We start from the raw sequence: 24869 nt of genomic DNA, 5'->3' as shown, positions 1-24869 counted from the left end.
ATCAGTGCGGGACGTCGACCGTCAGCGTGACCGAGGTGTCCGCGGCGACCGGCGTCCCCGCCTCCGGCTGCTGTGCGGTGACCGTCCAGGGGGTCGTCGCAGCGCCCGGATCATGCATCACGTCGCGTCCGTCCGCGGTGGTGATACCGGTGACGTCGAAGCACAGCGCCGCACCGACCACGGTCTGTCCCAGTGGCTTCCCGCGGAAGTCGGGTAGCGGACGAGGCCACGGTTGCGCGCCGCAGTCCTGGCCGGCCGCCGCCGCGACGGAACTCGATTGCGCCGCAGCGGATGTCGCGGTGGCGCCGCTCGTCTGGTCGCCGGAGGAGCCGCCGCAGGCCCCGACGGTACAGGCGACAGCGAGCAGGGACGCGGCGAATGCGATGCGGCGCATGAATGTCCTTCGGATCGAACGGCGTGTTCGGCGCCGCCGACCAGCGAACGGACGCGCGTGCAACGCACCCTAATACGCGATCGGTCACCGATCGAATCGGCCGGATCACCGCCCGGATATGCGACGTGGTCGGCGGCCGTTCGGAACGCTCCACAACGCAGACGCCGGGCGGTGAGCTCCGAGGGACAGCGCACGTCTCGAACCCCACCCGATACACCCGATGCCGGCATCGGCGACCTCGTGGTTCCGAACGAACCGCCCGAGGGAATTCTGCTCCGAAACGGCGCGCGCAGATAACCTTTCGTGGTTACGAACCGGTGAATATCCAATCACCGTGCGGCAATGACGGATTCGGCGGCCGCCGTCACGATGCGGTGGCGAGGCTCGACACCCTCACGTCGATCGCGGCGAACATCGTCAGCCTGCTGCAGGCGTGGGGCCTGGCCTGATTGTCACCGGCACCGACCGTGCCCGCGTCCCGGTGGGCCCGGGCACGGTGCTGTCGCGGCCGCACGTACGGCCGGATCCGGACCGGACACTCAACCCTGCAAATATTGCTCGAGGTGCTCGCGCTCGTCCTGCAACTCCGAGATCGCGCTCTTGACCACGTCTCCGATACTGACGATCCCGACCATGCGCCCGTGATCGACGACCGGCAGATGCCGGATCCGATGTTCGGTCATCGTCGCGCGCAAACTCTCCACCCGATCCTCGGGCGAGCAGGTGTGCACGATCGCGGTCATGATGTCGGATACCGGCCGGGTCAACAGCTGCGCACCCTGTCTGTGCAGGCAGCGGACCACATCCCGCTCCGAGACGATCCCGTCCAACGCGCCGCCGCCACCACACACCACCACCGCGCCGACATTGTGTTCGGCCAGCACCGCCAGCAATCTGTCGACCGTCGCCTCGGGCGCGATCGTCACCACATCGGCCCCCTTGTTGCGCAAAACCTCCGAAATTCGCATCGTCCACCGCCCTGTCGAGCCTGTCGTTGTTACGCCCTGCCGGGACAGTTCTGCCACCGAACTGCCGCCGGTTATAAGGATCGCGCGTTTTCTTCGCGGTGACCAGCAACGATTCCGATCGGCACGATCAACCTGGCGGTGAAGCGGGCGGCGAGCGCCACGCCCGGCGCGGGGACCGTCGCCGCCCAAGCTGCCACCGCGGCCGATCCGATGGACGTAGCATCCCAAGCGTGGCCGATGCGAACCGTCCCGCGCTGCGGGTTCTCGTCTACAGCAGCGATGCCGACACCCGTCGCCAGGTGATGCTGGCGCTGGGCAAGCATCCGCATCCCGACCTGCCGCAGTTCGACTACCGCGAGACCGCCACCGCGCCGGTGGTGATCGAACAGCTCGACGCCGGCGGGATCGACCTGGCGATTCTCGACGGTGAGGCCACACCCACCGGCGGAATGGGGCTGGCCAAACAGCTCAAGGACGAAATCGCCGACTGCCCGCCCATCGTGGTGCTGACCGGCAGGGCCGACGATGCCTGGCTCGCCGCGTGGTCCCGGGCCGAGGCGGCGGTCGCGCATCCGCTGGACCCGTTCCAGCTCACCTCGGCGGTCACCACGGCTCTGAACGCTCGCCCCGCCGCCTGATCAGCGCTTTCCCGGTCGGCCGACAATCTCGTCGGCCGACCGTTTTTCGTGCGCGCCGAGGGTCGCGGCGCGCCCGGCTGCGGGGAGGCCATTGCGCTGTTTCGGTCATAAGTGACAGTTCCGAATTCGATCAAACACCGGGGCGGAACCGTGAGTATTCAGAAAGAGCAGTTGTAGGCTGTGCTGTAGCTCACACGAGCGTGGCTGTTGATATGAATGGCGCCCTGCCTGCCCTGTCGTCCCGCGCTCGAGCTGCGCTTCGGGGTGAGACTGGCCCGGCAGACGACGATGTCAGCCCCGCCTCGGCAGTTGCCGGCGAGGGAGAGGGGTTGTGCCGTTGTGAATACCCAGGTGCCGACTCTTGTGCTCGGTGCGATCGCTGCCGCGTTCGCGCTGGGATCGGTGTTGCTGGCGGCCGTGATCGGCCCCAAACGCTACAACCGCGCCAAACTCGAAGCCTACGAATGCGGTATCGAACCCACCCCGCACGCCATCGCCGGCGGGCCGGGAAATGCTGCGGGACAACGCTTTCCGGTGAAGTACTACCTCACCGCGATGCTGTTCATCATCTTCGACATCGAGATCGTATTCCTCTATCCGTGGGCGGTGCACTTCGATGCCCTCGGCGTCTTCGGGTTGGCGGCCATGGCGCTGTTCATTCTCAACGTCTCGGTTGCCTACGCCTACGAGTGGAGGCGCGGCGGCCTGAGCTGGGACTGAACGCGGGCGGGCCGCTCGGCCCGTCGGCACCGCATACCCAACCCGTCGTCCCGGCGTCCGCCGGGACCGAGGATTCGCACACGGAAGTGAGAGTTGATCCGAGATGGGGCTCGAGGAGAAATTGCCCAGCGGCTTCCTGCTGAGCACGGTCGAACAGTTCGCCGGATACCTGCGTAAGGGCTCGCTGTGGCCCGCGACGTTCGGGCTGGCCTGCTGCGCGATCGAGATGATGGCCACGGGAGCCGGTCGCTTCGACAGCGCCCGCTTCGGGATGGAGGTCTTCCGCGCCTCCCCCCGGCAGGCGGACCTGATGATCGTCGCCGGCCGGGTCAGCCAGAAGATGGCGCCGGTGCTGCGCCAGGTCTACGACCAGATGACCGAACCCAAATGGGTGCTGGCGATGGGAGTCTGCGCCTCCTCCGGCGGCATGTTCAACAACTACGCCATCGTGCAGGGTGTCGATCATGTTGTGCCCGTGGATATCTACCTACCCGGTTGCCCACCGCGCCCGGAGATGCTGCTGCACGCCATCTTGACACTGCACGAGAAGATCCAGCAGATGCCGCTGGGTGTCGACCGCGCCGAGGCCGTGCGCGCGGCCGAGGCCGCCGCGCTCGCCTCCACCCCCACGATCCGGATGGAGGGATTGCTGCGATGAGCCTGGACGCACCGCGCAGCGCCGGCGATCCGCCCGACAGCCCCGCGGACACCGAATCCTCCTCCGGCGCGGGCGGTTCCGGCCCGGCCGGCGAACCGGCGATCGAACCCGAATCGCGCGGCCCCTCCCCCGACCGTCCCGACGACGAGGTCATCGGCGTGCGCCGCGGCATGTTCGGCGTCCGAGGCACCGGTGACACCTCCGGGTACGGACGGCTGGTGCGGACCGTCGCGCTGCCCGGCAGTACCCCCGCGCCCTACGGTTCCTATTTCGACGAGGTGGTCGCCGCCCTGGCGCAGTCGGTGGGAGACGAGGTATTTCGCGCCGCGATCGAGAAGATCGTGGTCTTCGCCGGGGAACTGACCCTGCACGTGCGGCGGGAACGGGTGGCGGAGGTGGCGCGCGCGCTGCGCGACGACGCGGCGTTGCGCTTCGAACTGTGCCTCGGCGTGAACGGCGTGCACTATCCGGACGACACGGGACGCGAACTGCACGCCGCCTATCACCTGCTGTCGATCACGCACAATCGCCGGGTGCGGGTCGAGGTGTCGGTACCGGATTCGGATCCACATATGCCCTCGCTGTTCGCGGTGTATCCGACCACCGACTGGCACGAGCGCGAAACCTACGACTTCTTCGGCATCGTCTTCGACGGGCACCCGTCGCTGACGCGGATCATGATGCCCGACGACTGGCGTGGACATCCGCAGCGCAAGGACTACCCGCTCGGCGGGATCCCGGTCGAGTACAAGGGCGCGCGTATTCCGCCGCCGGACCAGCGGAGGACCTACAGCTGATGAACCACACCGAAATCACCGGCGCCGCAACGGATCCGGTCGCCGAGAGCCCGGCGGTCACGGTCGTCGGACAGGACTGGGACGATGTGCGCGAGGCCCTCGACGGCGCCGCGGAGGAGCGCATCGTCGTCAATATGGGGCCACAGCATCCGTCCACGCACGGCGTGCTGCGGCTGATCCTCGAGATCGAGGGCGAAACGGTCACCGAGGCGCGCTGCGGAATCGGTTACCTGCACACCGGCATCGAGAAGAATCTCGAGTTCCGCAACTGGGTGCAGGGCGTCACGTTCGTGACCCGGATGGACTACCTGTCCCCGCTGTTCAACGAGACGGCCTACTGCCTGGCCGTGGAGCGGCTGCTCGGCATCACCGACGATATTCCCGAGCGGGTGAACATCGTCCGCGTCATGCTGATGGAACTCAACCGCATCTCCTCGCATCTGGTCGCGCTGGCCACCGGAGGTATGGAACTCGGCGCGCTGACGCCGATGCTGTTCGGCTTCCGCGAGCGCGAGCTGATCCTCGACATCTTCGAAACGGTCACCGGACTGCGGATGAACCACGCCTACATCCGTCCGGGCGGACTGGCACAGGATCTGCCGCCCGACGCGGTGGGCAAGATCCGGGATCTGCTGGCGCTCATGCCGAAACGGCTGCGCGATATGGAGTTGCTGCTCAACGAGAACCCGATCTTCAAGGCGCGCACGCGCGGCATCGGATATCTCGACCTGGCCTCGTGTATGGCTCTGGGAGTGACGGGCCCGGTCCTGCGCTCGACCGGACTGCCGCACGACCTGCGCAAGTCGCAGCCGTACTGCGGCTACGAGGACTACGAGTTCGACGTCATGACCGACACCGGATGCGACTGCTACGGCCGCTACCTGATCCGCATCAAGGAGATGAAGGAGTCGCTGAAGATCGTCGAGCAGTGCCTCGACAAACTCCGCCCGGGCCCGGTCATGGTGTCGGACAAGAAGATCGCGTGGCCGGCCGATCTGAAGCTGGGGCCCGACGGCCTCGGCAATTCCGCCGAACATATCGGCACCATCATGGGCACGTCGATGGAGGCGCTGATCCACCATTTCAAGCTCGTCACCGAGGGTATGCGGGTGCCGCCCGGCCAGGTGTACACATCGGTGGAGTCCCCGCGCGGCGAACTCGGCGTCCACATGGTCTCCGACGGCGGAACCCGGCCCTACCGCGTGCATTTCCGCGATCCCTCGTTCACGAATCTGCAGGCCGTGGCGGCGATGTGCGAAGGCGGCATGGTCGCCGACGTGATCGCCTCGGTGGCCAGCATCGACCCGGTGATGGGTGGTGTCGACCGATGACAGCCGAACCGATTCCCGCGACCGGTCGCGACCCGATCCTGCTGCAGTTGTCGCAGCGGCCCGTCCCCTACCCGCCGCAGGTACAGGAGAATCTGCGGGCGGAGGCACGGGAGATCATCGATCGCTATCCGCACTCGCGCTCGGCGCTGCTGCCGCTGTTGCATCTGGTGCAGAGCGTCGAAGGATATGTCAGCGGCACCGGGATCGCGTTCTGCGCCGAACAACTCGGGCTCACCGACGCCGAAGTGACCGCGGTCGCCACCTTCTACTCGATGTATCGCCGCACCCCGACCGGGGACTATCACGTCGGAGTCTGCACCAATACGCTGTGCGCGGTCATGGGCGGCGACGAGATCCTGGCCGCGCTCACCCGGCATCTGGAGATCACCCCCGGGGAAACGACCGCGGACGGGTCCATCACGCTGGAACATCTGGAGTGCAACGCCGCCTGCGATTACGCCCCGGTCGTCATGGTGAACTGGGAATTCTTCGACAACCAGACCCCGGAGTCGGCCCGCGCGCTCGCCGACGCGCTGCGAGCCGGACGCGAGGTCACCGGCACGCGCAGCGGCGCACCGTTGTGCAGCTTCCGCGAAACGGCCCGCATCCTCGCCGGATTCCCGGATCGGCGGCCCGACGCCAACGAGGGCACCGCCGGAGAAGCCACGCTCGCCGGTCTGCGCGTGGCGGCCGAGCAGTCGACACCTGCTGCGCCGCAGGGTGATTCGGATAGCGAACAGGGGGAACGGTGATGACGCTCGCGCCCGTACTCACCCGCTACTGGGATCAGCCGCAATCGTGGACCCTCGACACCTACCGGGCACACGACGGCTATCGCGCCCTGTCCCGGGCGCTGGGCATGCATCCCGACGAGGTCATCGCCACGGTGAAAGACGCCGGGCTGCGCGGCCGCGGCGGCGCCGGATTTCCCACCGGCATGAAGTGGGGTTTCATCCCGCAGGATCCCGAGGGATCGCCGGCGGCCGGTAAGCCGCACTACCTGGTGGTCAACGCCGACGAGTCCGAACCCGGCACCTGCAAGGACATCCCGCTGATGATGGCGACGCCGCATGTGCTGGTCGAGGGCGCCATCATCGCCGCCTACGCCATCCGCGCCGCCCATGCGTTCATCTATCTGCGTGGCGAGGTCGTGCCGGTGCTGCGCCGGCTCCAGACCGCCGTCGAAGAGGCTTACGCCGCAGGCTATCTGGGCCGCAACATCCTCGGGTCGGGCTTCGATCTCGACCTGATCGTGCACGCCGGGGCCGGCGCCTACATCTGCGGTGAGGAAACCGCCCTGCTGGATTCGCTCGAGGGCCGCCGCGGCCAGCCTCGTCTGCGTCCGCCCTTTCCCGCCGTCGCCGGGCTGTACGCGTGCCCGACCGTGGTCAACAATGTGGAGTCGATCGCGAGTGTGCCGGCCATCCTGCACAACGGCGTCGAATGGTTCCGTTCGATGGGGTCGGAGAAATCGCCCGGCTTCACCCTGTACTCACTGTCCGGGCACGTCACCCGGCCGGGCCAGTACGAGGCGCCGCTGGGGGTGACGCTGCGCGAACTTCTCGGCCACGCCGGCGGTGTGCGCGCCGGGCACACGCTCAAGTTCTGGACACCCGGCGGCTCCTCCACGCCCTTGTTCACCGCCGAACACCTCGATGTGCCACTGGACTACGAGAACGTGGGCGCGGCCGGATCCATGCTGGGCACCAAGGCATTGCAGATCTTCGACGACACCACCTGCGTGGTCCGCGCGGTCCTGCGCTGGACCGAGTTCTACGCCCACGAATCCTGCGGAAAATGCACCCCCTGCCGGGAGGGCACCTACTGGCTGGTGCAGCTGCTGCAACGGCTGGAGTCCGGCGGCGGTACCGACGCCGACCTGGACACCCTGCTCGATATCGCCGACAACATCAACGGCAAATCGTTCTGCGCGCTCGGCGACGGTGCGGCAAGCCCGATCGTGTCCTCTCTCGAATACTTCCGCGACGAATACGCCGAGCACATCCGGCTGGGCCGGTGCCCGTTCGATCCCGCTCGCTCGACCGCCTGGGCCGCCGCCACGGCCGCGACCGCCACCGCAGCGACGCCTGCCGAAGGAGTGCGATGACCGCGACAGTGAGCCACGACAGCAGTGGCGTCATCCCTCAGGACATGGTCACCGTCACCATCGACGGCACGACGATCGCGGTGCCCGCCGGAACGTTGCTCATCCGGGCGGCCGAACTCGTCGGAATCCAGATCCCCCGGTTCTGCGATCATCCGCTGCTCGATCCGGTCGGGGCGTGCCGGCAGTGCCTGGTCGAGGTGGAGGGGCAGCGCAAGCCCGTCGCCTCCTGCACGATGGCCGTCACCGACGGGATGATCGCCCGCACCCAGATCAGTTCGCCGGCCGCGCAGAAGGCGCAGGCCGGGGTGATGGAACTGCTGCTGATCAACCATCCGCTGGATTGCCCGGTCTGCGACAAGGGCGGGGAATGTCCGCTGCAGAACCAGGCGATGTCCAGCGGCCGGCCCGAATCACGCTTCGAAGGGGTGAAACGCACCTACCCCAAACCGATTCCGCTCTCACCCGCGGTGCTGCTGGATCGGGAGCGGTGCGTACTGTGCGCCCGCTGCACCCGGTTCTCACAGCAGATCGCCGGTGATCCGTTCATCGAGCTGATGGACCGCGGCGCACTGCAGCAGGTCGGGATCGCCGACGGCGAGCCGATGGACTCCTACTTCTCCGGCAACACCGTCCAGATCTGCCCGGTCGGCGCCCTCACCGGCACCACCTACCGCTTCCGCGCTCGCCCCTTCGACCTGGTCTCGAGTCCGGCGGTGTGTGAGCACTGCGCCGCCGGTTGCGCCCAGCGCACCGACCACCGCCGCGGAAAAGTGCTGCGCCGCTTGGCCGGTGATGATCCGCAGGTCAACGAGGAATGGAATTGCGACAAGGGCCGGTGGGCCTTCACCTACGCGACCGAACCCGACCGGATCACCACTCCCCTGATCCGCGACGACAGCGGCGTCCTCGTTCCGGCCTCGTGGTCGGAGGCGCTCGCGCGAGCGGGTGCGGGACTGGCCGCCGCCCGCGGGAACGCCGGAGTGCTGGTGGGCGGCCGGGCCACCGTCGAGGACGCCTACGCGTACGCCAAATTCGCGCGTATCGCACTGGGCACCAACGACATCGATTTCCGTGCTCGCGCCCATTCCGCCGAGGAAGCCGAATTCCTGGCCGCGGCGATCGCCGGACAAGGGGTGCGGGTGGACTACGGGGCGCTGGATTCGGCGCCGGTCGTCCTGCTCGCCGGACTCGAACCCGAAGAGGAATGCCCGATCCTGCATCTGCGGCTGCGCAAGGCCGCCCGCACCTCGGCGACCGCGATCTATTCGCTGGCCGCCTACGCGAGCCGGGGGCTGCGACGGCTATCGGGCCGGTTGATCCCAACCGTGCCCGGTGACGAGGCGCGGCTGTTGCAGGCCCTGGCGGTGGCGGGCGCCGGATACGAATGCCCGCCCGATCCGCCGGGACTCGACGAACTCGCCCGCGCGCTGCGCCGCCGCGGCGCGGTGATCCTGGCCGGCGAACGACTGGCGACGCTGCCCGGCGCGCTGTCGGCGGTGGCGGCACTGGCCGAGACCACCGGCGCAACGGTCGCATGGGTGCCGCGCCGCGCCGGAGAACGCGGCGCGCTCGAGGCGGGCGCGCTGCCCGGTCTGCTGCCGGGCGGCCGCCCCATCGCCAATGCGCGTGCGCGCCGGCAGGTTCAGCGACTCTGGCAGGTCGACGAACTGCCGGCCGCACCCGGACGCGATATCTCCGCGATCCTCGACGCCGGCCGTCACCCCGGCGCGCTGCTGATCGGCGGTGTGGAGATCGCCGATCTGCCCGATCCCCGCGCCGCCCGGGCCGCCCTCGAGGCCGCCGCCTTCGTGGTCAGCCTGGAATTGCGGCACAGCGAGGTCACCGAGCGGGCCGATGTGGTGTTCCCCGTCGCCTCGGCCATGGAGAAGGCGGGAACATATTTGACCTGGGAGGGCCGGCCGCGGCCGTTCGGCGCCGCTCTCGGTGATGCGACGGTGCGGCGGCAGGCTGCTCCGCTGGCCGATCATCGCGTGCTGCATTCGCTGGCCGACGAGATGGGTGTGCGACTGGGCTTGCCGACGGTGGAGGCCGCCCGCGCGGAATTGGACGCCCTGGGTGTCTGGGACGGGCCGCGGCCGCAGCCCCCGGCGCATCCGTCGGCCGCACTACCGGATACCGAAACCGGCACCGCCATCCTCGCCGGCTGGCGCATGCTGCTCGACAACGGCCGCATGCAGGACGGTGAACCGAATCTCGCCGGCACGGCACGGCCCGCGGTGCTGCGGCTGTCGCCGGCCACCGCCGCCGAAATCGGCTCGGCCACCGGCGATTCGGTGCGGATCAGCACCGGGCACGGTCGCATCGTGCTGCCGCTCGAGATCACCGAGATGCCCGATCGCGTCGCCTGGCTGCCGTGGAATTCGGCGGAGTCGACGGTCAACGACCGGCTCACCACCGCCCTCGGTCACCGCGTGCGCATCCAACGGGAGGACCCCCATGAGTGAGATGTCACCGGCTGTGCTGGTCTCGGCCCCGGCCGATCTGTCCGCGTTCGGCCACGACCCGTGGTGGCTGGTCGTGGTCAAATCCATCGGTATCTTCATCTTCCTGCTGCTCATCCCGCTGCTCGCGGTGGTGATCGAGCGCAAGGTGGTGGCCTGGATGCAGATGCGGGTCGGACCCAATCGGGTCGGGCCGCGCGGTTCGCTGCAATCCATCGCCGACGGGGTGAAGATGCTCCTCAAAGAGGACATCGTCCCGGCGATGGTCGACAAGCCCATCTACATTCTGGCGCCGATCGTCGCGTTGATTCCGGCGGTGATGGCGTTCGCGGTGATACCGCTCGGACCGGAGGTGTCGATCTTCGGCACCCGCACACCGCTGCAGTTGACCGATATGCCGGTGGGGGTGCTCTATATCCTCGCGATGACCTCGATCGGGGTCTACGGCATCGTGCTGGCGGGATGGTCGTCGGGATCGACGTATCCGCTGCTCGGTGGTCTGCGGTCGACCGCGCAGGTGATTTCCTACGAGATCGCGATGGCGGCCTGTTTCGCGGCGGTGTTCCTGCTGGCCGGGACCATGTCCACCTCCGGCATCGTGGATCGGCAGTGGGGCACCTGGAACATATGGCTGCTGCTGCCGTCGTTCGTCATCTACGCGGTGGCGATGGTCGGCGAAACCAACCGCGCCCCCTTCGATCTCCCCGAAGCCGAGGGTGAACTCGTCGGCGGTTTCCACACCGAATACTCGTCGCTGAAATTCGCGATGTTCATGATGGCCGAATACATCAACATGGGCACCGTCTCGGCGCTGGCCACCACACTGTTCTTCGGCGGCTGGCACGCACCCTTCCCGCTGAACCTGTGGGACGGCGCGAATTCGGGCTGGTGGCCGCTGCTGTGGTTCACGCTGAAGGTCTGGACGTTCCTGTTCGTCTTCATCTGGTTGCGCGGGACGCTACCGCGGTTGCGCTACGACCAGTTCATGAATCTCGGCTGGAAGTTGCTCATTCCGGTGTCGCTGCTGTGGGTGATGATCGTGGCGACGCTGAAGGTGGTGCAGGACAACGGCCACGACGTGCAGACCACGGGCCTCGTGATCGCCGGGGTGATCATCTCGGTGGGCCTGCTGGCGACGATGCTGCGCGCCGGGCGTGCCGGTGACAATATCGCACCGGAAACCACTGGGACGCAACAGTTCTCGGACTTCCCGGTGCCGCCGATGCCCGAGACCGCGCCGCCTGCCACCAAAGCCGGTCTGCTGGAACCCATCGGCGGATTCTGGGTCACCTTCGTCACGATGTTCAAGAAGAAGAACACCGAGTTCTACCCCGAGGAGAAGGTGCCGACCGCGCCGCGCTACCACGGCCGCCACCAGCTCAACCGCCATCCCGACGGCCTGGAGAAGTGCATCGGCTGCGAACTGTGCGCGTGGGCCTGCCCGGCGGACGCGATCTACGTCGAGGGCGCCGACAACACCGACAGCGAGCGCTACTCCCCCGGCGAGCGCTACGGCCGCGTCTACCAGATCAACTATCTGCGCTGCATCGGCTGCGGACTGTGCATCGAGGCGTGCCCCACGCGGGCATTGACGATGACCAACGAATACGAGATGGCCGACGACAATCGCGCCGATCTGATCTACGAGAAGGACCGGCTGCTCGCCCCGCTGGGCGACGGGATGATCGCCCCGCCGCACGCCGCCTATCCGGGCGCCACCGAGGAGGACTACTACCTGGGCGCCGTCCCCGCCGCCCCCGGCACCGACCGCGATACCGGGCTCCGTCCCACCGGCACCATCGCCGCGGACACCGGTCTCGAACCGGCCGCCACCGGTGCCCAAGGAGGTGCGCAATGACCCCGGCCGCGAATGTGCTTGCCGCCGAAGCTGCCACCCGTACCTCGACCGGGGAGGCGGTGCTGTTCTGGGTCCTGGCCGTGGTCGCGGTGGCGGGTGGTCTCGGCATGGTGTGTGCCCGCAAGGCCGTGCACTCCGCGCTGTGCCTGGCGGCCACCATGATCACCCTGTCGGTGTTCTACATTGCCCAGGACGCTTTGTTCCTGGGCGTCGTGCAGATCGTGGTGTACACGGGCGCGGTCATGATGTTGTTCCTGTTCGTCCTGATGCTCGTCGGCGTCGATTCGGCCGAATCGCTGCGGGAGACGTTGCGCGGGCACCGCATCGCCGTCGTCGTGGTGGGTGCCGGATTCGGGCTGCTGCTGATCGGGGCGATCGCCCGGGGCGTGCGCGACGATTCGGTCGCGGCCACCGGTCCCGGATTCGGCGCCGACCCGATCGGCGCGCTGGCCGAGCTGATCTTCGTGCGTTACGTGTGGGCCTTCGAACTCACCGGCGCGCTGCTGATCACCGCCACCATCGGCGCGATGATCCTCGCGCATCGGGAACGGTTCGGTCCGCGCACCGGGCAGCGCGAACAATCGCAGCGGCGCCTGCGCGAAGGCCACCGCATCACGCCCCTGCCCACCCCCGGTGTCTATGCCCGCCACAACGCCGTCGACGTGCCGGCCCGGCTGCCGGACGGCTCGTTCGCCGAACTGTCGGTGAGCACCATCCTGCGCCATCGCCGCCGCCGCGCCCACACCGAGGACGCGGTGATCGGTATGGGAGAAGGCAACGGCGGCAACGGCACCGGATCGAACGGCAGTGAATCGAACGGCGGTGGCGAGAACGGACGCAGCGACAGCAACGGCGCCCATGCGACCGGCGACAACGAGAGGAAGGCTCCGCGGTGAATCCGGACAACTACCTGTATCTGTCCGCCCTGCTGTTCACCATCGGCGCGGCCGGGGTGCTGGTGCGGCGCAACGCGATCGTGGTGTTCATGTGCATCGAATTGATGCTCAACGCGGTCAATCTCGCCTTCGTCACCTTCGCCCGGCAGCACCACAACCTCGACGGGCAGGTGTTCGCGTTCTTCACGATGGTCGTCGCCGCGGCCGAAGTCGTCGTGGGCCTGGCGATCATCATGACCATCTTCCGCACCCGCCGCTCGACCTCGGTCGACGACGCCAACCTGTTGAAGTACTGACGTGGGTACCGGGAATCTGCTCTGGCTGCTGCCGGCCCTCCCCGCCGCCGGCGCGCTGATCCTGCTGCTGGCAGGACACCTGAGCGACCGCTGGGGGCATTGGCTGGGCTGCGCGACCGCGGTCGCCTCGTTCGGCGTGGCGGTCTGGGCGTTCGCCGAGATGCTCGGCCGCGCCGGCGCCGATCGAGCGGTGTCACACAACTTCTTCAGCTGGATACCGGTGGCCGGACTGCAGGCGGAGTTCTCGCTGCAACTCGATCAGCTGACGATGTGTTTCGTCCTGCTGATCACCGGCGTCGGCTCGCTGATCCACATCTACTCGGTCGGCTATATGAGCCACGATCCGGCGCGGCGGCGGTTCTTCGCCTACCTCAATCTGTTCCTGGCCGCGATGCTGATCCTCGTCATGGCCGACAACTATCTGGTGCTCTATCTCGGCTGGGAGGGCGTGGGCCTGGCCTCGTATCTGCTGATCGGGTTCTGGCACGAGAAGCCGTCCGCGGCCGCGGCGGCGAAGAAGGCCTTCGTGGTCAACCGCGTCGGCGACATGGGGCTGGCGATCGCGCTGTTCCTGATGTTCGCCACCTTTGGTTCGGTCGATTTCGGGCACGTGTTCGCCGGTGTCCCGCAGGCGAGCGAAGGCACCCTCACCGCTCTGGGCCTGCTGTTGCTGCTCGGCGCGTGCGGCAAATCCGCGCAGGTGCCGCTGCAGTCCTGGCTCGGCGACGCGATGGAAGGCCCGACTCCGGTGTCGGCCCTCATCCACGCCGCCACCATGGTGACCGCGGGTGTGTATCTGATCGCGCGGTCGAACGCGATCTTCGACGCGGCCCCGGCGGCGCGCGCGGGCGTGCTGGTGGTGGGCGCGGTGACGCTGCTGTTCGGCGCCGTGATCGGCTGTGCGAAGGACGACATCAAGAAGGCGCTGGCGGCGTCCACGATGAGTCAGATCGGCTATATGGTGCTGGCCGCCGGACTGGGGCCGGCCGGATATGCCGTGGCGATCATGCATCTGCTCACCCACGGCTTCTTCAAGGCCGGATTGTTCCTCGGCGCCGGATCGGTCATGCACGCGATGAACGACGAGACGGATATGCGCCGTTACGGCGGGCTGCGAAAGTACCTGCCGATCACGTTCGTCACCTTCGGGCTCGGCTATCTGGCGATCATCGGGGTGCCGCCGTTCGCGGGGTTCTTCTCCAAGGATCGGATCATCGAGGCCGCGTTCGGCTACGGCGGCGCGAACGGCATCACCCTCGGCGCCGCCGCGCTGCTCGGCGCCGGGATCACCGCCTTCTATATGACGCGCGTGATGTTGTTGACGTTCTTCGGCGAAAAGCGTTGGGCTGCTGACGATTCCGAGCCTCAGCCGCATCCGCACGAAGCCCCCGCGGTGATGACCGGCCCGATGATCGTGCTGGCGATCGGCTCGGTGTTCTCCGGCGGAGTGTTCGTCTTCGGATCGTCGCTGCAGAACTGGCTGGCACCGGTGGTCGGCACCGAACACGCCGAAAGCGTCGTGCCGGCGTGGGCGGTCACCGTGGCCGCGCTGGTCGTGGTCGCGATCGGTGTCGCGGTCGCCTACCGCCAGTACGCGCGACGGCCGGTGCCGCGCACCGCCCCGCAGGAGGTCACACCGTTGACCGTCGCGGCTCGCCGCGATCTGTACGGCGACGCGTTCAACGAAGCCGCGTTCATGCGTCCGGGCACCCACCTGACCCGCTCGCTGGTCTTCCTCGACAACCGCGGTATCGACGGCATCGTCAACACCACGGCCGCGGTGATCGGCGGCCTGTCGGCGCGAATCCGGCGCGTGCAAACGGGTTTCGTGCGCTCGTACGCCCTGTCCATGTTCACCGGCGCGGCCCTGGTGGTCGCGGCCCTGCTGGCGGTGAGGTTGCTGTGACGGAGTATCCCTGGCTGACCACACTGTGGGTGCTGCCTCTGGCCGGCGCCGTCGTCGTGCTGGTCGTTCCGGCCGGCCGGCGCACGATGGCCCGGGTGACCGGACTGGTGTTGTCGCTGGCCACCTTGGCCGTCGCGATCGTGGTCGCGGTGCGGTTCGATCCCGGCGGCCCGCAATACCAACTCGTCGAATCACACCGCTGGATACCGGCTTTCGGCGCCGGCTACACCCTCGGCGTCGACGGCATCGCGCTGGTGCTGCTGCTGTTGACCGCCGCACTGGTGCCGCTGCTGATCCTCGCCGGATGGAAGGACGACCGCGAAGCGGGCGGCGGGCGGCGGGTCGCGCACATCTACGTCGCGCTCACCCTGATCGTCGAGTCGATGGTGCTGATCTCGTTCGTCTCGCTCGACATCCTGCTGTTCTACGTGTTCTTCGAGGTCATGCTGATCCCGATGTATTTCCTCATCGGCGGATTCGGGCCCCGTACCAGCGGCGGTGAATCGGCGGCCGCGGAACTGGCACTGCGGCAGCAGCGTTCGCGCGCGGCGGTGAAATTCCTGCTGTACAACCTGTTCGGCGGCCTGATCATGCTGGCCGCCGTGATCGGGCTCTACGTACTCACCGCACGGGCGCATCTCGGCGGTGCGGGTGGCACCTTCGATTTCCGGGCGGTCACGGCGGCGGCGAATTCCGGGCAGCTCGGCGCCGGTCCGGCCGTGCTCAACGCGCTGTTCCTCGGCTTCATGTTCGCCTTCGCGGTGAAGGCGCCGCTGTGGCCGCTGCATACCTGGCTGCCCGGCGCGGCGGTGTCGGCCACACCGGCGAGCGCGGTACTGATGATGGCGGTGGTCGACAAGGTCGGCACCTTCGGCATGCTGCGCTACTGCCTGCTGCTGTTCCCGGCCGCCTCGACCACCTACGCGCCGATGATCAGCGTGCTGGCGGTGATCGGCATCCTCTACGGCGCGCTGCTGGCCATCGGGCAGACCGATGTGATGCGCCTGATCGCCTACACCTCGATCTCGCATTTCGGCTTCATCATCCTCGGCATCTTCGCGATGACCAATCAAGGCGGGTCGGGTGCGACGCTGTACATGGTCAACCACGGCATCTCGACCGCGGCGCTGTTCCTCATCGCGGGATTCCTGGTGTCGCGCCGCGGAACTCGGGTGATCGCGGAATTCGGCGGGGTACAGAAGGTGGCGCCGGTACTGGCGGGCACCTTCCTGATCGCGGGCCTGGCGACGCTCTCACTGCCCGGCCTCGCGCCGTTCGTGAGCGAATTCCTCGTCCTGGCCGGCACGTTCACCCGCTATCCGGTGGCGGCCGTGTTCGCCACCGGCGCACTGGTGCTGGCGGCGCTGTACGTGCTGTGGATGTACCAGCGCATGATGACCGGACCGGTCCGCAAGGGCAATGAGCGATTGCAGGATCTGCTGCCGCGCGAACTGCTGGTCGTGGTGCCGCTGCTGGTGGCGTTGCTGGTCCTCGGCGCGTATCCGAAACCGGTTCTCGACCGGATCAATCCGGCGGTGGCCGGCACGCTCACCACCATCGGCAAACACGATCCGGCGCCCACGGTCGCGCCGGATGCCGCGACCGTACCGGCCGCGACCACTCCGAGCGGAGGTAACCACCGGTGAATCAGCTTCTGGCCGCGACGGTTCCGGCTCCTTCGATCGAATATCACGCTTTGGCACCGATGCTCGTCGTCTTCGGTGTGGCCGTCGCCGGGGTGATCGCCGAGGCGTTCCTGCCCCGGTCGTGGCGCTATCCGGTCCATCTGGTGCTCGCGCTGGGCGGTTTGGTGGCGGCGTTGGTGGCCGTGATCGCGCTCGCCGGCACTCATGCCACGGTGGCCGTCGGCGCGGTCGCCGTCGACAACGTGACGCTGATGCTGCAGGGCACCATCCTGGTGGTGGCGATTCTCGCGGTCGCGCTGATGGCCGAACGCGGCATCGAACCGCGGCTGGCGCGCGAAAGCCGGGAGGGCCCCGGGAGCTGGAGCCGGGCGGCCGCGGAGGCTTCCGGTGCGGTCGTCGTCGACGCCTTCACTCCGCAGGCCGCGGCGGTGCCGGGCAGTTCGGACGAGATCGCGGCGGCGCGGGCCGGCATCACCACCACCGAGGTGTTTCCGCTGACTCTGTTCGCGGTCGGTGGCATGCTGCTGTTTCCCGCGTCCAACGATCTGCTGTCGATGTTCGTCGCTCTCGAGGTGCTGTCGCTGCCGCTGTATCTGCTGTGCGGGCTGGCGCGGCGGCGTCGGCTGCTGTCGCAGGAGGCGGCGCTGAAGTACTTCCTGCTGGGCGCGTTCGCCTCGGCGTTCTTCCTGTACGGGATGGCGCTGCTGTACGGCTACGCCGGCACGGTCCGCCTCTCCGGGATCGCCGACGCCGTGGCGCGCGATTCCGGCTCGAAAACCCTTGCGGTGCTGGGGGTGGCGATGCTGGCGGTGGGGTTGCTGTTCAAGATCGGCGCCGTGCCGTTCCAGTCGTGGGTGCCCGATGTGTATCAGGGGGCGCCGACCGCGGTGACCGCGTTCATGGCCGCGGCGACCAAGATCGCGGCAGTGGGAGCTCTACTGCGCATCCTGCAGGTCGCGGTGCCGGGACTGAGTGCGGACTGGCGTCCGATCCTGGGCGCCGTGGCGGTGGCCACGATGGTGCTGGGCGCGATTCTCGCCGTCACTCAGACCGATGTGAAGCGCATGCTCGCCTACTCCTCCATCGCGCACGCCGGCTTCATTCTCACCGCGCTGGTGGCGGCCAATTCCGACGGGGTCTCGTCGGTGCTGTTCTATCTGGCCGTCTACGGCGTGAGCACGGTGGGCGCGTTCGCGGTGGTCACGCTGGTGCGCGACCGCGTGGGAGACGAGGCCACCGCACTGTCGGCGTGGGCCGGGCTCGGCCGCCGTTCACCATGGCTGGCAACGGTTTTCGCGTTGTTTCTGCTGTCGTTCGCGGGCATTCCGCTGACCAGTGGCTTCGTCGGGAAATTCGCGGTGTTCTCGGCGGCCGCCTCCGGACATGCGGCGTATCTGGTGATCGTCGGTGTGATCTCGAGTGCGATCGCCGTGTTCTTCTACATTCGCGTCATCGTGCAGATGTTCTTCACCGATCCCCCGGAGGCGCCGCCCGCCGTGGTCACCGCGCCGGTGACCACGATGGTCGTCATCGTCACCGGCGCCGCCACCCTGGCGCTGGGTATCGTGCCGCAACCGCTGCTCGACCTGGCGAACCGCGCGGTCGGATTCGTCAGCGGATGATGCCGGAGGCCGCTTCGGGGACAACGGTTCTCGTCGAGGCCGCACCGAAACGTCAACGGTGGCTCTAGGATCGAGTCCGACGACAACCTCCGCGCACAGAAACTGGTGTCATGACCGACAGCGCCGCACAGGTGGATCAATCGAAGCCGAGCATCGCCCGCGTGTACGACTATCTGCTGGGCGGGCGCGACAATTACGCCGTCGACCGCAAGGTCGGTGACTACTTCATCAACGATCTACCCGGTTCGGTCGCCATCGCCTATGCCAATCGGCAGGCCATGATTCGCGCGGTCGCCGATATCGCCGAATCCGGTGTGCGCCAGTTCATCGATATGGGCAGCGGGTTGCCGACCGTCGACAACGTGCATCAGGTCGCGCAGCGTCACCTCGACACCGCGCGCGTGGTGTACGTGGACAACGATCCGATCGTGCTGGCCCATGGTCGCGCCCTGCTGTCCGCCGACGACAACACCACGGTCATCCACGCGGATCTGCGCGATCCGGAGGCCATCTTCTCCCATCCGGACCTGCGGCGGCTGATCGATTTCGACGAGCCGGTGGCGGTGATCTTCAGCGCGATCCTGCACCACCTCAACAACGACGAGAATCCGGCCGACCTGGTGAAGTGGTGGACCGACCGGATTCCGGTGGGCTCACAGATCTACATCTCGCATTTCCGCTCCGGCTTCAACGAGGAGACGCAGGCCGCGGAGGAGAAGCTCCAGGCGACCTTCGGGCGTGGCCGCTGGCGTTCGGACGAGGAGATCCTCGATCTGTTCGGCGATCTCGAGGTGCTCGAGCCGGGGCTGGAGATCTGCGCCCGGTGGCGGCCCGCCGAAGCCGACGCCTCGGTCTCGCGCATCGGCCCCGCCGAGCGCGAACCCACGCTGTGGGAACAACTGATCGCATGCGCCCTGGCCCGTAAGTCGTAGCGGTCATACGTCGCGGGGCACTAAGCTTCCGGGCACCATGTGCGCACCTCGGATCGTCCGGATCGCCCACGACGGTGCCGATTTCGCGACGGCCCCGTCGCGGCGCGCGTTGGCGGGCGCGGCCGGCCTCGCGGCGCTGGCGGTGGCGGCCACCGCACCCGTCGCACGCCCTCGCGCCGGAGCCGTCGTCGATCTCACCCATCCGGTGGGCCCGAATACGCCGATGTGGCCGGGCAATCCGCCGTTCGCGATGGTTCCGGTGGCATGGCATGCGCTGGGCGGTTTCGACCAGAACACGATCGCGCTGTGGGAGCACACCGGAACCCATGTCGATGCGCCGCTGCGCCGCGCCTCCGGCGGGGCGTCGGGCGGCACCTTCTCGGTGCGTGATCTGGTGGCTCCGCTCATCGTGATCGACATCAGCGCGAAGGCGGCGTTCGATGTCGACGCGACGGTCACGATCGACGACATCGATGCGTTCGAGCGAATCTACGGCCGTATTCCGCCCCGGGCCTTCGTCGCCATGTTCTCCGGGTGGGAACGCCGGCTCGCGCATCCGGCGGCCTTCGTCAACCTCGACGTCCAGGGCACCCCGCATGCGCCCGGCTTCTGCGCCGAGGCCGCGGATTACCTTGTGCGCCAGCGCGATATCGTCGGCGCGGGGGTGGATACACTCAGCCTCGACCATGCGGCCGATCCCGACTACGGCGCACACACCGCCTTCCTCGGCGGCGGTCGCTACGGCGTGGAGATGGTGGCCAATCTCGGCTCGGTCCCGCCGACCGGTGCCACCGTCGTGGTCGGCGCGCCCGAACACATCGGCGGTACGGGCCGACCGTGCCGAATGCTCGCCTACACCTGAGGCCCGGCATCCCGCGTGCTCGAATCGCCTCAGCCGGTGACCGGATGCACCTCCAGGGCGCAGGTGTCGATGGTGGTGTGCACCGTGCGTGTGTCGGTCGAATCGGGAGCTGTCACATCGAGACTCGTGTACAGCGGGCAGTCCTCGCCGGCCGGGCCCATCGCGGAGCCTTCCACGACCGCGCGGGCGGGGCGACCGGGCAGCACCGTGACGACGGGTGGAGTGTCGTCGTCGCGGGGAAGGCCACCCATGTATCCGCGCGGGGTGCGTCGGGCGTGCAGGACCGGGCCGCCCTCGTCGGTGTCGACGCCGGGATAGCCGCCAATCGTGCAGGGCGGGGTGTCGGCGGCGAGGGCGAAGCTCAGTTCGACGCCGCGATGCATCATCCCCGGCGAGAGGGTGTGGGCGGTGATGTCCAGCTGGCGTGGCCGGCACGCCGCGACGGCCGCGGTGGTGGTGGGCCCCGGTGTGGGGGTGTGCTGCGGCGAAGGCGACTGCGCGGCAGGCGTTTCGGTGGCCGGTCGCGCGGAGGGTGCGGTCCCGGAATCACGTTGCGCACAACCGGCGAGGGTGGTGGCGGCGGCCGCGCCGAGCACCACCACCGCAGCCGTCCGATATCCGTATCTGCCGAATCTCACCTCGACTCCTTCCGATCGCACGCGTGCGCGCTCAGTTCACCGCTACCTCCGGCACTACCCCCGCCGTCGCGCGCCCTCCGCATCGGTCCAGCTCACCCGGACCCACCCAGGCGCGGAGACGGCCGACGGCGAGGGAACCCGATTGACGCGCACCGCGTTCGGCGTTTCCGGATCGGCGGCGGACACCTCGACGGTGCGGTGAGCAGTTCGAGTTTGCCGGGCTCGAGGGTGGTGTGGTGAACGACAGCCATGTCCCGACCCTAATCCGCGGCCCGGACGGGGGTTTGCGCGCGCGGTCCGAGCAGGCCGCGCACCCCCACCTGGTCGCCGCCGCGTTCGGGACGGCGGACGCGGACGGCCATGCGGATCTCCATCGCGCCGAGCAGGATCAGGCAGACGCCGACCAGAACCGACAGGGCCGCGACGGTGTCGATCGGCCACACCAGCACGAGGAGCCCGGCCAGCAGTGTGGCCAGGCCGTAGCCCTCACGCCGGCCCGGCTTCGGCAGGTCCTCCGACCAGGCCGCGACGATCGCCTGCACGATCCCGCGGATCATCCATCCCATGCCGACCCACATCGCCAGCAACGCCACCCAGTCACCGCTGCGCATGCACCACAGCGCCAGCAGCACCGACAGGGCCCCGGTCCCGAATTCCAGCGCCTTGAGCCCGCCGCGGATGCGCGCGCGGAAGGCGACCGTGAACTGCCAGGCGGCGGTCAGCAGCAGGGTCGTTCCGAGCAATAGTTCCGCTACCGGAACGGACTTATCGGGCCAAACGAGCAGAATCACCCCGACGGTGATCGACGCACAGCCGATCGCGCACGCCAGGTGCCAGGCATCACCAGCGAAGACATCCCTGCGTCCGGCCGCTCGGAAGGTGGGCATGGCCCCGATGATATGGCCCCGGACGGTGCACCCTGCGCAATTTCCCGGGTTCGGCCCGGCCGATCCAGCTATCGGACAGCCGCCCACTGCTCATGGAACATGTGTGGTCCGGTAACGGTTACCGGGCTACCGTGGGGTGGATATCGGATCTCGCACCGCCGCGGACCGTCGGGAGGTAGCCCCATGACCACTGTGTTCCCGCCGGGTCCCCGGCTGCCGCGGGTGGCGCAGACGCTGTTGCACGCGAAGTGGCGGGGCTGGTTCGCCGGGGTGGCCTCACGCCGCTACGGCGATGTCTACACGATGCGCATGATCGCACCGTATGCCGAGAATCTGGTGGTGTTCTCGCGTCCGGAACACATCCGCGAGATCTTCGCCGGCGCCCCGGCGGATCTGCATGCCGGCGAAGGCAATCGGGTGCTGGAGCCGGTGATGGGACAGCATTCGCTGTTGCTCACCGACGAGGACGAGCACGCGCGAGCCCGCCGGCTGCTGATGCCGGCGTTCACCGGCTCGGCGCTGCGCGGCTACCGCGACCTGGTCGAGGCTATCGCCAAACACCACATCGACCAGTGGCAGCCGGATACCACGCTGGTGACGCTGCCACGGATGAACGAACTGACACTCGATGTGATCATGCAGGTGGTGTTCGGCATCAGCGAGCAGCGCGGACGTGCCGAGCTCGCGCCGCGGCTGCGGTACCTGGTCGATGTCGGCCCGCTGATCTTCCTGGGCTGGAAATGGCATCGGCTGCAGCGTTTCGGCCCGTGGAAGCGTTTCGCCGACAACAAGAATGCGATCGACGCGCTGCTCTACGAGGAGATCGCGCGCCGGCGCGACGAGCCGGATCCCGGTGAGCGCGCCGACGTGCTGGCCGGGTTGCTCGCGGTGGGCGCGGAGGCCGGCGACGAGCCGCTCTCGGATGCCGAACTGCGCGATCAGTTGGTGACCCTGCTGCTGGCCGGGCACGAAACCACCGCGTCGGCGCTGTCGTGGGCGATGTTCGAATTGGCCGCCCATCCCGAGGTGCAGCAGCGGGCGCGCCGCGCGGCCGCCGAGGGCGACGACAAATATCTGGAAGCGGTGCTCAAGGAGGCGATGCGCCGCCATCCGGTCATCGGCGGCACACTGCGCCGGCTCACGCGCGAAACGACGATCGGCGGGTACACCCTGCCCCGCGGCACCGTCGTGCAGACCTCGATCGTGCTGGCGCATGCGAATCCGGACAATCATCCCGAACCCGAAAGTTTCCGTCCCGAACGCTTTCTCGACGGCAGTGTGGCAGCCAACACCTGGCTGCCGTTCGGTGGCGGTGTGCGTCGCTGTATCGGCGCCGGATTCTCACTCATGGAGGGCACGGCGGTGCTGTCGGAAGTGCTGGGCCGATTCGCCCTGGCGCCCGTGCGCACCCATGAACGCGGCCGCATCCGCAACATCACCAATGTGCCCGCCCACGGTGCGCCGGTGCTGCTGCGACCGCATCCGGGCACGCTCTGATCCCACAACCGATCCCGCAGCGCCGATTCCGTAGATCCCGCGGCACTCCGGCCCGCTACTGCACTCGTTCCCAGCCGCGCGGCGGCCGGTGCGCCCCGAGCGACACGTCCCGACTGCGATACACCAGATAGGGCCGCGTCAGATAGCCGACGGGCGCCGAGAACACGTGGACGAGCCGGCTGAACGGCCAGAACGCGAACAACGCACAGGCCGAGAGGGCGTGCAGCTGGAAGCCCAGCGGCGCCGCGGCCATCAGTTCGGGGTGCGGATCGAGGTAGAACAGCGACCGGAACCACGGCGAGACGTCGGTGCGGTAGTTGTGTGGATTGCCGGTCGCATTGCCGTAGACGGTGGCGGCGAGCCCGAGCACCAGAGTCACGCCCAGCAGTACGTACATGATCTTGTCGTTGCGGGTGGTCGCGGAGAACACCGAACCCACGGTGCGTCGGCGGTAGATCAGGATGGCCAGCCCGGCCACGGTCGCGATGCCGGCGACGGCGCCGAGGCTGAACGACACGATGTGATAGGTGTTTTCGCCGATACCGACCGCCTCGGTCCACGACTGTGGGATCACCAGGCCAAGGACGTGACCGAGAAAGACGAACACGATGCCGTAGTGGAACAGCGGGCTGCCCAGCCGCAGCAGCCGGTTCTCGTACAGCTGCGAGGAGCGGGTGGTCCAGCCGAATTTGTCGTAGCGGTAGCGCCAGATCAGCCCCACCACGCAGATCGCCAGCGCCGCGTACGGCACCGCCACCCACAGCAGCACATCGGTCGCGCTCACGGTCATCGGCGGCCTCCGATCGGCGTCGGCATGTAGGTGGGCGGTGCGAACGGTTCGGTGCCGACCTCCTCACCGGGCGGGCCGGCGGCGATGAGCCGGGCGACGGCCTCGCTGTCGCTGCCACGCAGCGGCGGCAGGGTGGCCGAGACCGAATCCAGGACCCCGGCCCAGGGGGATCCGTACTCGCGCAGGGCTGCTCGCATCACCTCCACACCGGCGCGATGGTCGGTGAGTACCCGCAGGCCGGCTTCCGGTTCGGTGGCGGCGAATTCGAGTACGACCGCCAGATGGTCGGGAAGTTCCGCGTCGTCGAGTTGCCACCCGGCGCGGCGGTAGAGCTGCTCGAGGCGCAGCAACGCCATCCCGCGTTTACGGGTGTCGCCGTGGGAGAAGTAGGTGAGATAGGGGCTGAACCGTTTGCGGTGGTCGAAGGTGTCGACGTATTCGCCGCCCAGCAACATCGGCGGAGTACTCGCGAGGTGGGACAGCAGCGGACGCACGGGTGCGCCGACTGCCACCGGCAGCGCCGCCGTGGCCCGGGTGAGCAGCGGCAGCGAATCCAGCAGCGCCGCATCGGGATAGCCGAGCAGCAGCGATTGGATCTGCCACGCCGCGCAGCGTGTCGTCGTGCGGGTCATGTGCGGTGCCTCCCGCCCCGGCGCCGCGGTAACAGGCCTTCCGGGCGCCCGCGTCCGTCCCAGTTGAGCTGCGAATCAGCGCCGCCGTCACTTCGGAATCCAGGGCCGCGCCGTCCCCGCGTGCGGTACGTGCCATCTGCCCGCCTCTCGCCCGGATCGCGGCGTCCCGCGCGATCGCCTCACCCCGTCACACGCACACTGGCACCGCAATCGCTAATCATTGGCAATCGTCGTATTTCGGCGACAACGGATACGGAGTCGAAATCGGTGACGAGCAGCGATCACCCAGCATGCCGTGCCATCGCGCACCCGGGCGCGGGACGTTTCGGCGC

24 protein-coding genes are annotated in these 24869 nt (G+C 68.2%); 18 read left to right on the top strand and 6 right to left on the bottom strand.

The annotated features are described in order from the left end of the window. Nucleotide 1: 1 nt before the first annotated feature. Nucleotides 2–394 (bottom strand): PASTA domain-containing protein, encoded by a 393-nt coding sequence (locus tag ACPCUW_RS14425; RefSeq protein WP_423425296.1) that lies wholly within the window; start codon nt 392–394, stop codon nt 2–4. Nucleotides 395–711: 317 nt separating this feature from the next. Between ACPCUW_RS14425 and ACPCUW_RS14420 the strand changes: the two genes are divergently transcribed. Next, nucleotides 712–843, top strand: coding sequence for a hypothetical protein (locus tag ACPCUW_RS14420; protein ID WP_423425295.1), 132 nt, complete (start codon nt 712–714; stop codon nt 841–843). Between the two features lie 90 nt (nt 844–933). On the opposite strand, the gene ACPCUW_RS14415 is transcribed toward ACPCUW_RS14420, so the two are convergent. Continuing rightward, entirely contained in the window at nt 934–1362 is a 429-nt protein-coding gene (locus ACPCUW_RS14415) for a CBS domain-containing protein (RefSeq protein WP_423425294.1), read from the bottom strand. Nucleotides 1363–1592: 230 nt separating this feature from the next. Here ACPCUW_RS14415 and ACPCUW_RS14410 point away from each other — a divergent pair, with 230 nt between their 5' ends. From ACPCUW_RS14410 to ACPCUW_RS14335, 16 genes are all read left to right on the top strand, one after another. Then, a complete protein-coding gene (locus ACPCUW_RS14410) occupies nt 1593–2000 on the top strand; it encodes a hypothetical protein (RefSeq protein WP_423425292.1) in 408 nt (135 codons plus the stop codon). Nucleotides 2001–2339: 339 nt separating this feature from the next. Next, nucleotides 2340–2720, top strand: coding sequence for an NADH-quinone oxidoreductase subunit A (locus tag ACPCUW_RS14405; RefSeq protein ID WP_030514407.1), 381 nt, complete (start codon nt 2340–2342; stop codon nt 2718–2720). A 103-nt stretch (nt 2721–2823) separates the two neighbouring features. Continuing rightward, entirely contained in the window at nt 2824–3378 is a 555-nt protein-coding gene (locus ACPCUW_RS14400) for a NuoB/complex I 20 kDa subunit family protein (protein WP_063014745.1), read from the top strand. Between the two features lie 170 nt (nt 3379–3548). Beyond that, nucleotides 3549–4175: an NADH-quinone oxidoreductase subunit C gene (locus ACPCUW_RS14395; RefSeq protein ID WP_423425395.1), complete on the top strand. Its 627-nt coding sequence runs from the start codon at nt 3549–3551 to the stop codon at nt 4173–4175. Then, nucleotides 4175–5506, top strand: coding sequence for an NADH dehydrogenase (quinone) subunit D (nuoD, locus tag ACPCUW_RS14390; RefSeq protein WP_030514410.1), 1332 nt, complete (start codon nt 4175–4177; stop codon nt 5504–5506). Before ACPCUW_RS14395 ends, nuoD begins: the two co-directional genes overlap by 1 nt. Next, nucleotides 5503–6258 carry an NADH-quinone oxidoreductase subunit NuoE gene (nuoE, locus tag ACPCUW_RS14385; protein ID WP_423425289.1) on the top strand — a complete coding sequence of 252 codons (756 nt, stop codon included), beginning with the start codon at nt 5503–5505 and terminating at the stop codon, nt 6256–6258. The genes nuoD and nuoE overlap by 4 nt, the downstream gene beginning before the upstream one ends. Next, complete coding sequence (gene nuoF, locus ACPCUW_RS14380) at nt 6258–7613, top strand: NADH-quinone oxidoreductase subunit NuoF (RefSeq protein ID WP_036523812.1); 1356 nt, start codon at nt 6258–6260, stop codon at nt 7611–7613. The genes nuoE and nuoF overlap by 1 nt, the downstream gene beginning before the upstream one ends. Continuing rightward, the gene (locus tag ACPCUW_RS14375) at nt 7610–10078 is read left to right on the top strand and encodes an NADH-quinone oxidoreductase subunit G (protein ID WP_423425286.1); all 2469 of its coding nucleotides are present in this window, start codon (nt 7610–7612) and stop codon (nt 10076–10078) included. Before nuoF ends, ACPCUW_RS14375 begins: the two co-directional genes overlap by 4 nt. 1 nt (nt 10079) lies before the next feature. Continuing rightward, nucleotides 10080–11933, top strand: a complete 1854-nt coding sequence (gene nuoH / locus ACPCUW_RS14370) for an NADH-quinone oxidoreductase subunit NuoH (protein WP_423425394.1) — start codon at nt 10080–10082, stop codon at nt 11931–11933. Further along, the gene (locus ACPCUW_RS14365) at nt 11930–12829 is read left to right on the top strand and encodes an NADH-quinone oxidoreductase subunit J (RefSeq protein ID WP_423425284.1); all 900 of its coding nucleotides are present in this window, start codon (nt 11930–11932) and stop codon (nt 12827–12829) included. The genes nuoH and ACPCUW_RS14365 overlap by 4 nt, the downstream gene beginning before the upstream one ends. Then, complete coding sequence (gene nuoK / locus ACPCUW_RS14360; RefSeq protein WP_025350204.1) at nt 12826–13125, top strand: NADH-quinone oxidoreductase subunit NuoK; 300 nt, start codon at nt 12826–12828, stop codon at nt 13123–13125. Before ACPCUW_RS14365 ends, nuoK begins: the two co-directional genes overlap by 4 nt. A 1-nt stretch (nt 13126) precedes the next feature. After that, nucleotides 13127–15031: an NADH-quinone oxidoreductase subunit L gene (gene nuoL / locus ACPCUW_RS14355; protein WP_423425282.1), complete on the top strand. Its 1905-nt coding sequence runs from the start codon at nt 13127–13129 to the stop codon at nt 15029–15031. Then, nucleotides 15028–16677: an NADH-quinone oxidoreductase subunit M gene (locus ACPCUW_RS14350; RefSeq protein WP_423425280.1), complete on the top strand. Its 1650-nt coding sequence runs from the start codon at nt 15028–15030 to the stop codon at nt 16675–16677. Before nuoL ends, ACPCUW_RS14350 begins: the two co-directional genes overlap by 4 nt. Then, nucleotides 16674–18299, top strand: coding sequence for an NADH-quinone oxidoreductase subunit NuoN (gene nuoN, locus ACPCUW_RS14345; protein WP_423425278.1), 1626 nt, complete (start codon nt 16674–16676; stop codon nt 18297–18299). Before ACPCUW_RS14350 ends, nuoN begins: the two co-directional genes overlap by 4 nt. Nucleotides 18300–18409: 110 nt before the next feature. Then, nucleotides 18410–19231, top strand: coding sequence for an SAM-dependent methyltransferase (locus tag ACPCUW_RS14340; protein WP_423425276.1), 822 nt, complete (start codon nt 18410–18412; stop codon nt 19229–19231). A 37-nt stretch (nt 19232–19268) separates the two neighbouring features. After that, nucleotides 19269–20093 (top strand): cyclase family protein, encoded by an 825-nt coding sequence (locus ACPCUW_RS14335; protein WP_423425274.1) that lies wholly within the window; start codon nt 19269–19271, stop codon nt 20091–20093. Nucleotides 20094–20122: 29 nt separating this feature from the next. Here ACPCUW_RS14335 and ACPCUW_RS14330 read toward each other — a convergent pair whose 3' ends face one another. Both ACPCUW_RS14330 and ACPCUW_RS14325 read right to left on the bottom strand, forming a co-directional pair. After that, a complete protein-coding gene (locus ACPCUW_RS14330) occupies nt 20123–20731 on the bottom strand; it encodes a DUF4232 domain-containing protein (protein WP_423425272.1) in 609 nt (202 codons plus the stop codon). A gap of 260 nt (nt 20732–20991) precedes the next feature. After that, nucleotides 20992–21618 carry a DUF308 domain-containing protein gene (locus ACPCUW_RS14325; protein ID WP_063019012.1) on the bottom strand — a complete coding sequence of 209 codons (627 nt, stop codon included), beginning with the start codon at nt 21616–21618 and terminating at the stop codon, nt 20992–20994. A 183-nt stretch (nt 21619–21801) separates the two neighbouring features. Between ACPCUW_RS14325 and ACPCUW_RS14320 the strand changes: the two genes are divergently transcribed. Then, nucleotides 21802–23115, top strand: coding sequence for a cytochrome P450 (locus ACPCUW_RS14320; RefSeq protein ID WP_423425269.1), 1314 nt, complete (start codon nt 21802–21804; stop codon nt 23113–23115). 55 nt (nt 23116–23170) lie between these two features. On the opposite strand, the gene narI is transcribed toward ACPCUW_RS14320, so the two are convergent. Together narI and narJ are read right to left on the bottom strand one after the other, a co-directional pair. Then, nucleotides 23171–23905, bottom strand: coding sequence for a respiratory nitrate reductase subunit gamma (narI, locus tag ACPCUW_RS14315; protein ID WP_393528275.1), 735 nt, complete (start codon nt 23903–23905; stop codon nt 23171–23173). Beyond that, nucleotides 23902–24537 carry a nitrate reductase molybdenum cofactor assembly chaperone gene (gene narJ / locus ACPCUW_RS14310; protein ID WP_423425267.1) on the bottom strand — a complete coding sequence of 212 codons (636 nt, stop codon included), beginning with the start codon at nt 24535–24537 and terminating at the stop codon, nt 23902–23904. The genes narI and narJ overlap by 4 nt, the downstream gene beginning before the upstream one ends. Nucleotides 24538–24869 lie beyond the last annotated feature (332 nt).

The organism is Nocardia sp. AB354, from assembly GCF_049538315.1.
Lineage (GTDB): Bacteria > Actinomycetota > Actinomycetes > Mycobacteriales > Mycobacteriaceae > Nocardia > Nocardia nova.
Note: the sequence above shows the minus strand (reverse complement) of the source record. Positions and strands in the feature narration are given on the sequence as shown.

Bases quoted from the DNA above. Each gene is read 5' to 3' on its own strand.
- ACPCUW_RS14425 (WP_423425296.1), bottom strand. From the start codon at position 394: ATGCGCCGCATCGCATTCGCCGCGTCCCTGCTCGCTGTCGCCTGTACC.
- ACPCUW_RS14415 (WP_423425294.1), bottom strand. From the start codon at position 1,362: ATGCGAATTTCGGAGGTTTTGCGCAACAAGGGGGCCGATGTGGTGACG.
- ACPCUW_RS14400 (WP_063014745.1), top strand. From the start codon at position 2,824: ATGGGGCTCGAGGAGAAATTGCCCAGCGGCTTCCTGCTGAGCACGGTC.
- ACPCUW_RS14395 (WP_423425395.1), top strand. From the start codon at position 3,549: ATGTTCGGCGTCCGAGGCACCGGTGACACCTCCGGGTACGGACGGCTG.
- nuoD (WP_030514410.1), top strand. From the start codon at position 4,175: ATGAACCACACCGAAATCACCGGCGCCGCAACGGATCCGGTCGCCGAG.
- nuoE (WP_423425289.1), top strand. From the start codon at position 5,503: ATGACAGCCGAACCGATTCCCGCGACCGGTCGCGACCCGATCCTGCTG.
- nuoF (WP_036523812.1), top strand. From the start codon at position 6,258: ATGACGCTCGCGCCCGTACTCACCCGCTACTGGGATCAGCCGCAATCG.
- ACPCUW_RS14375 (WP_423425286.1), top strand. From the start codon at position 7,610: ATGACCGCGACAGTGAGCCACGACAGCAGTGGCGTCATCCCTCAGGAC.
- nuoH (WP_423425394.1), top strand. From the start codon at position 10,080: ATGTCACCGGCTGTGCTGGTCTCGGCCCCGGCCGATCTGTCCGCGTTC.
- ACPCUW_RS14365 (WP_423425284.1), top strand. From the start codon at position 11,930: ATGACCCCGGCCGCGAATGTGCTTGCCGCCGAAGCTGCCACCCGTACC.
- ACPCUW_RS14340 (WP_423425276.1), top strand. From the start codon at position 18,410: ATGACCGACAGCGCCGCACAGGTGGATCAATCGAAGCCGAGCATCGCC.
- ACPCUW_RS14335 (WP_423425274.1), top strand. From the start codon at position 19,269: ATGTGCGCACCTCGGATCGTCCGGATCGCCCACGACGGTGCCGATTTC.
- ACPCUW_RS14325 (WP_063019012.1), bottom strand. From the start codon at position 21,618: ATGCCCACCTTCCGAGCGGCCGGACGCAGGGATGTCTTCGCTGGTGAT.
- ACPCUW_RS14320 (WP_423425269.1), top strand. From the start codon at position 21,802: ATGACCACTGTGTTCCCGCCGGGTCCCCGGCTGCCGCGGGTGGCGCAG.
- narI (WP_393528275.1), bottom strand. From the start codon at position 23,905: ATGACCGTGAGCGCGACCGATGTGCTGCTGTGGGTGGCGGTGCCGTAC.
- narJ (WP_423425267.1), bottom strand. From the start codon at position 24,537: ATGACCCGCACGACGACACGCTGCGCGGCGTGGCAGATCCAATCGCTG.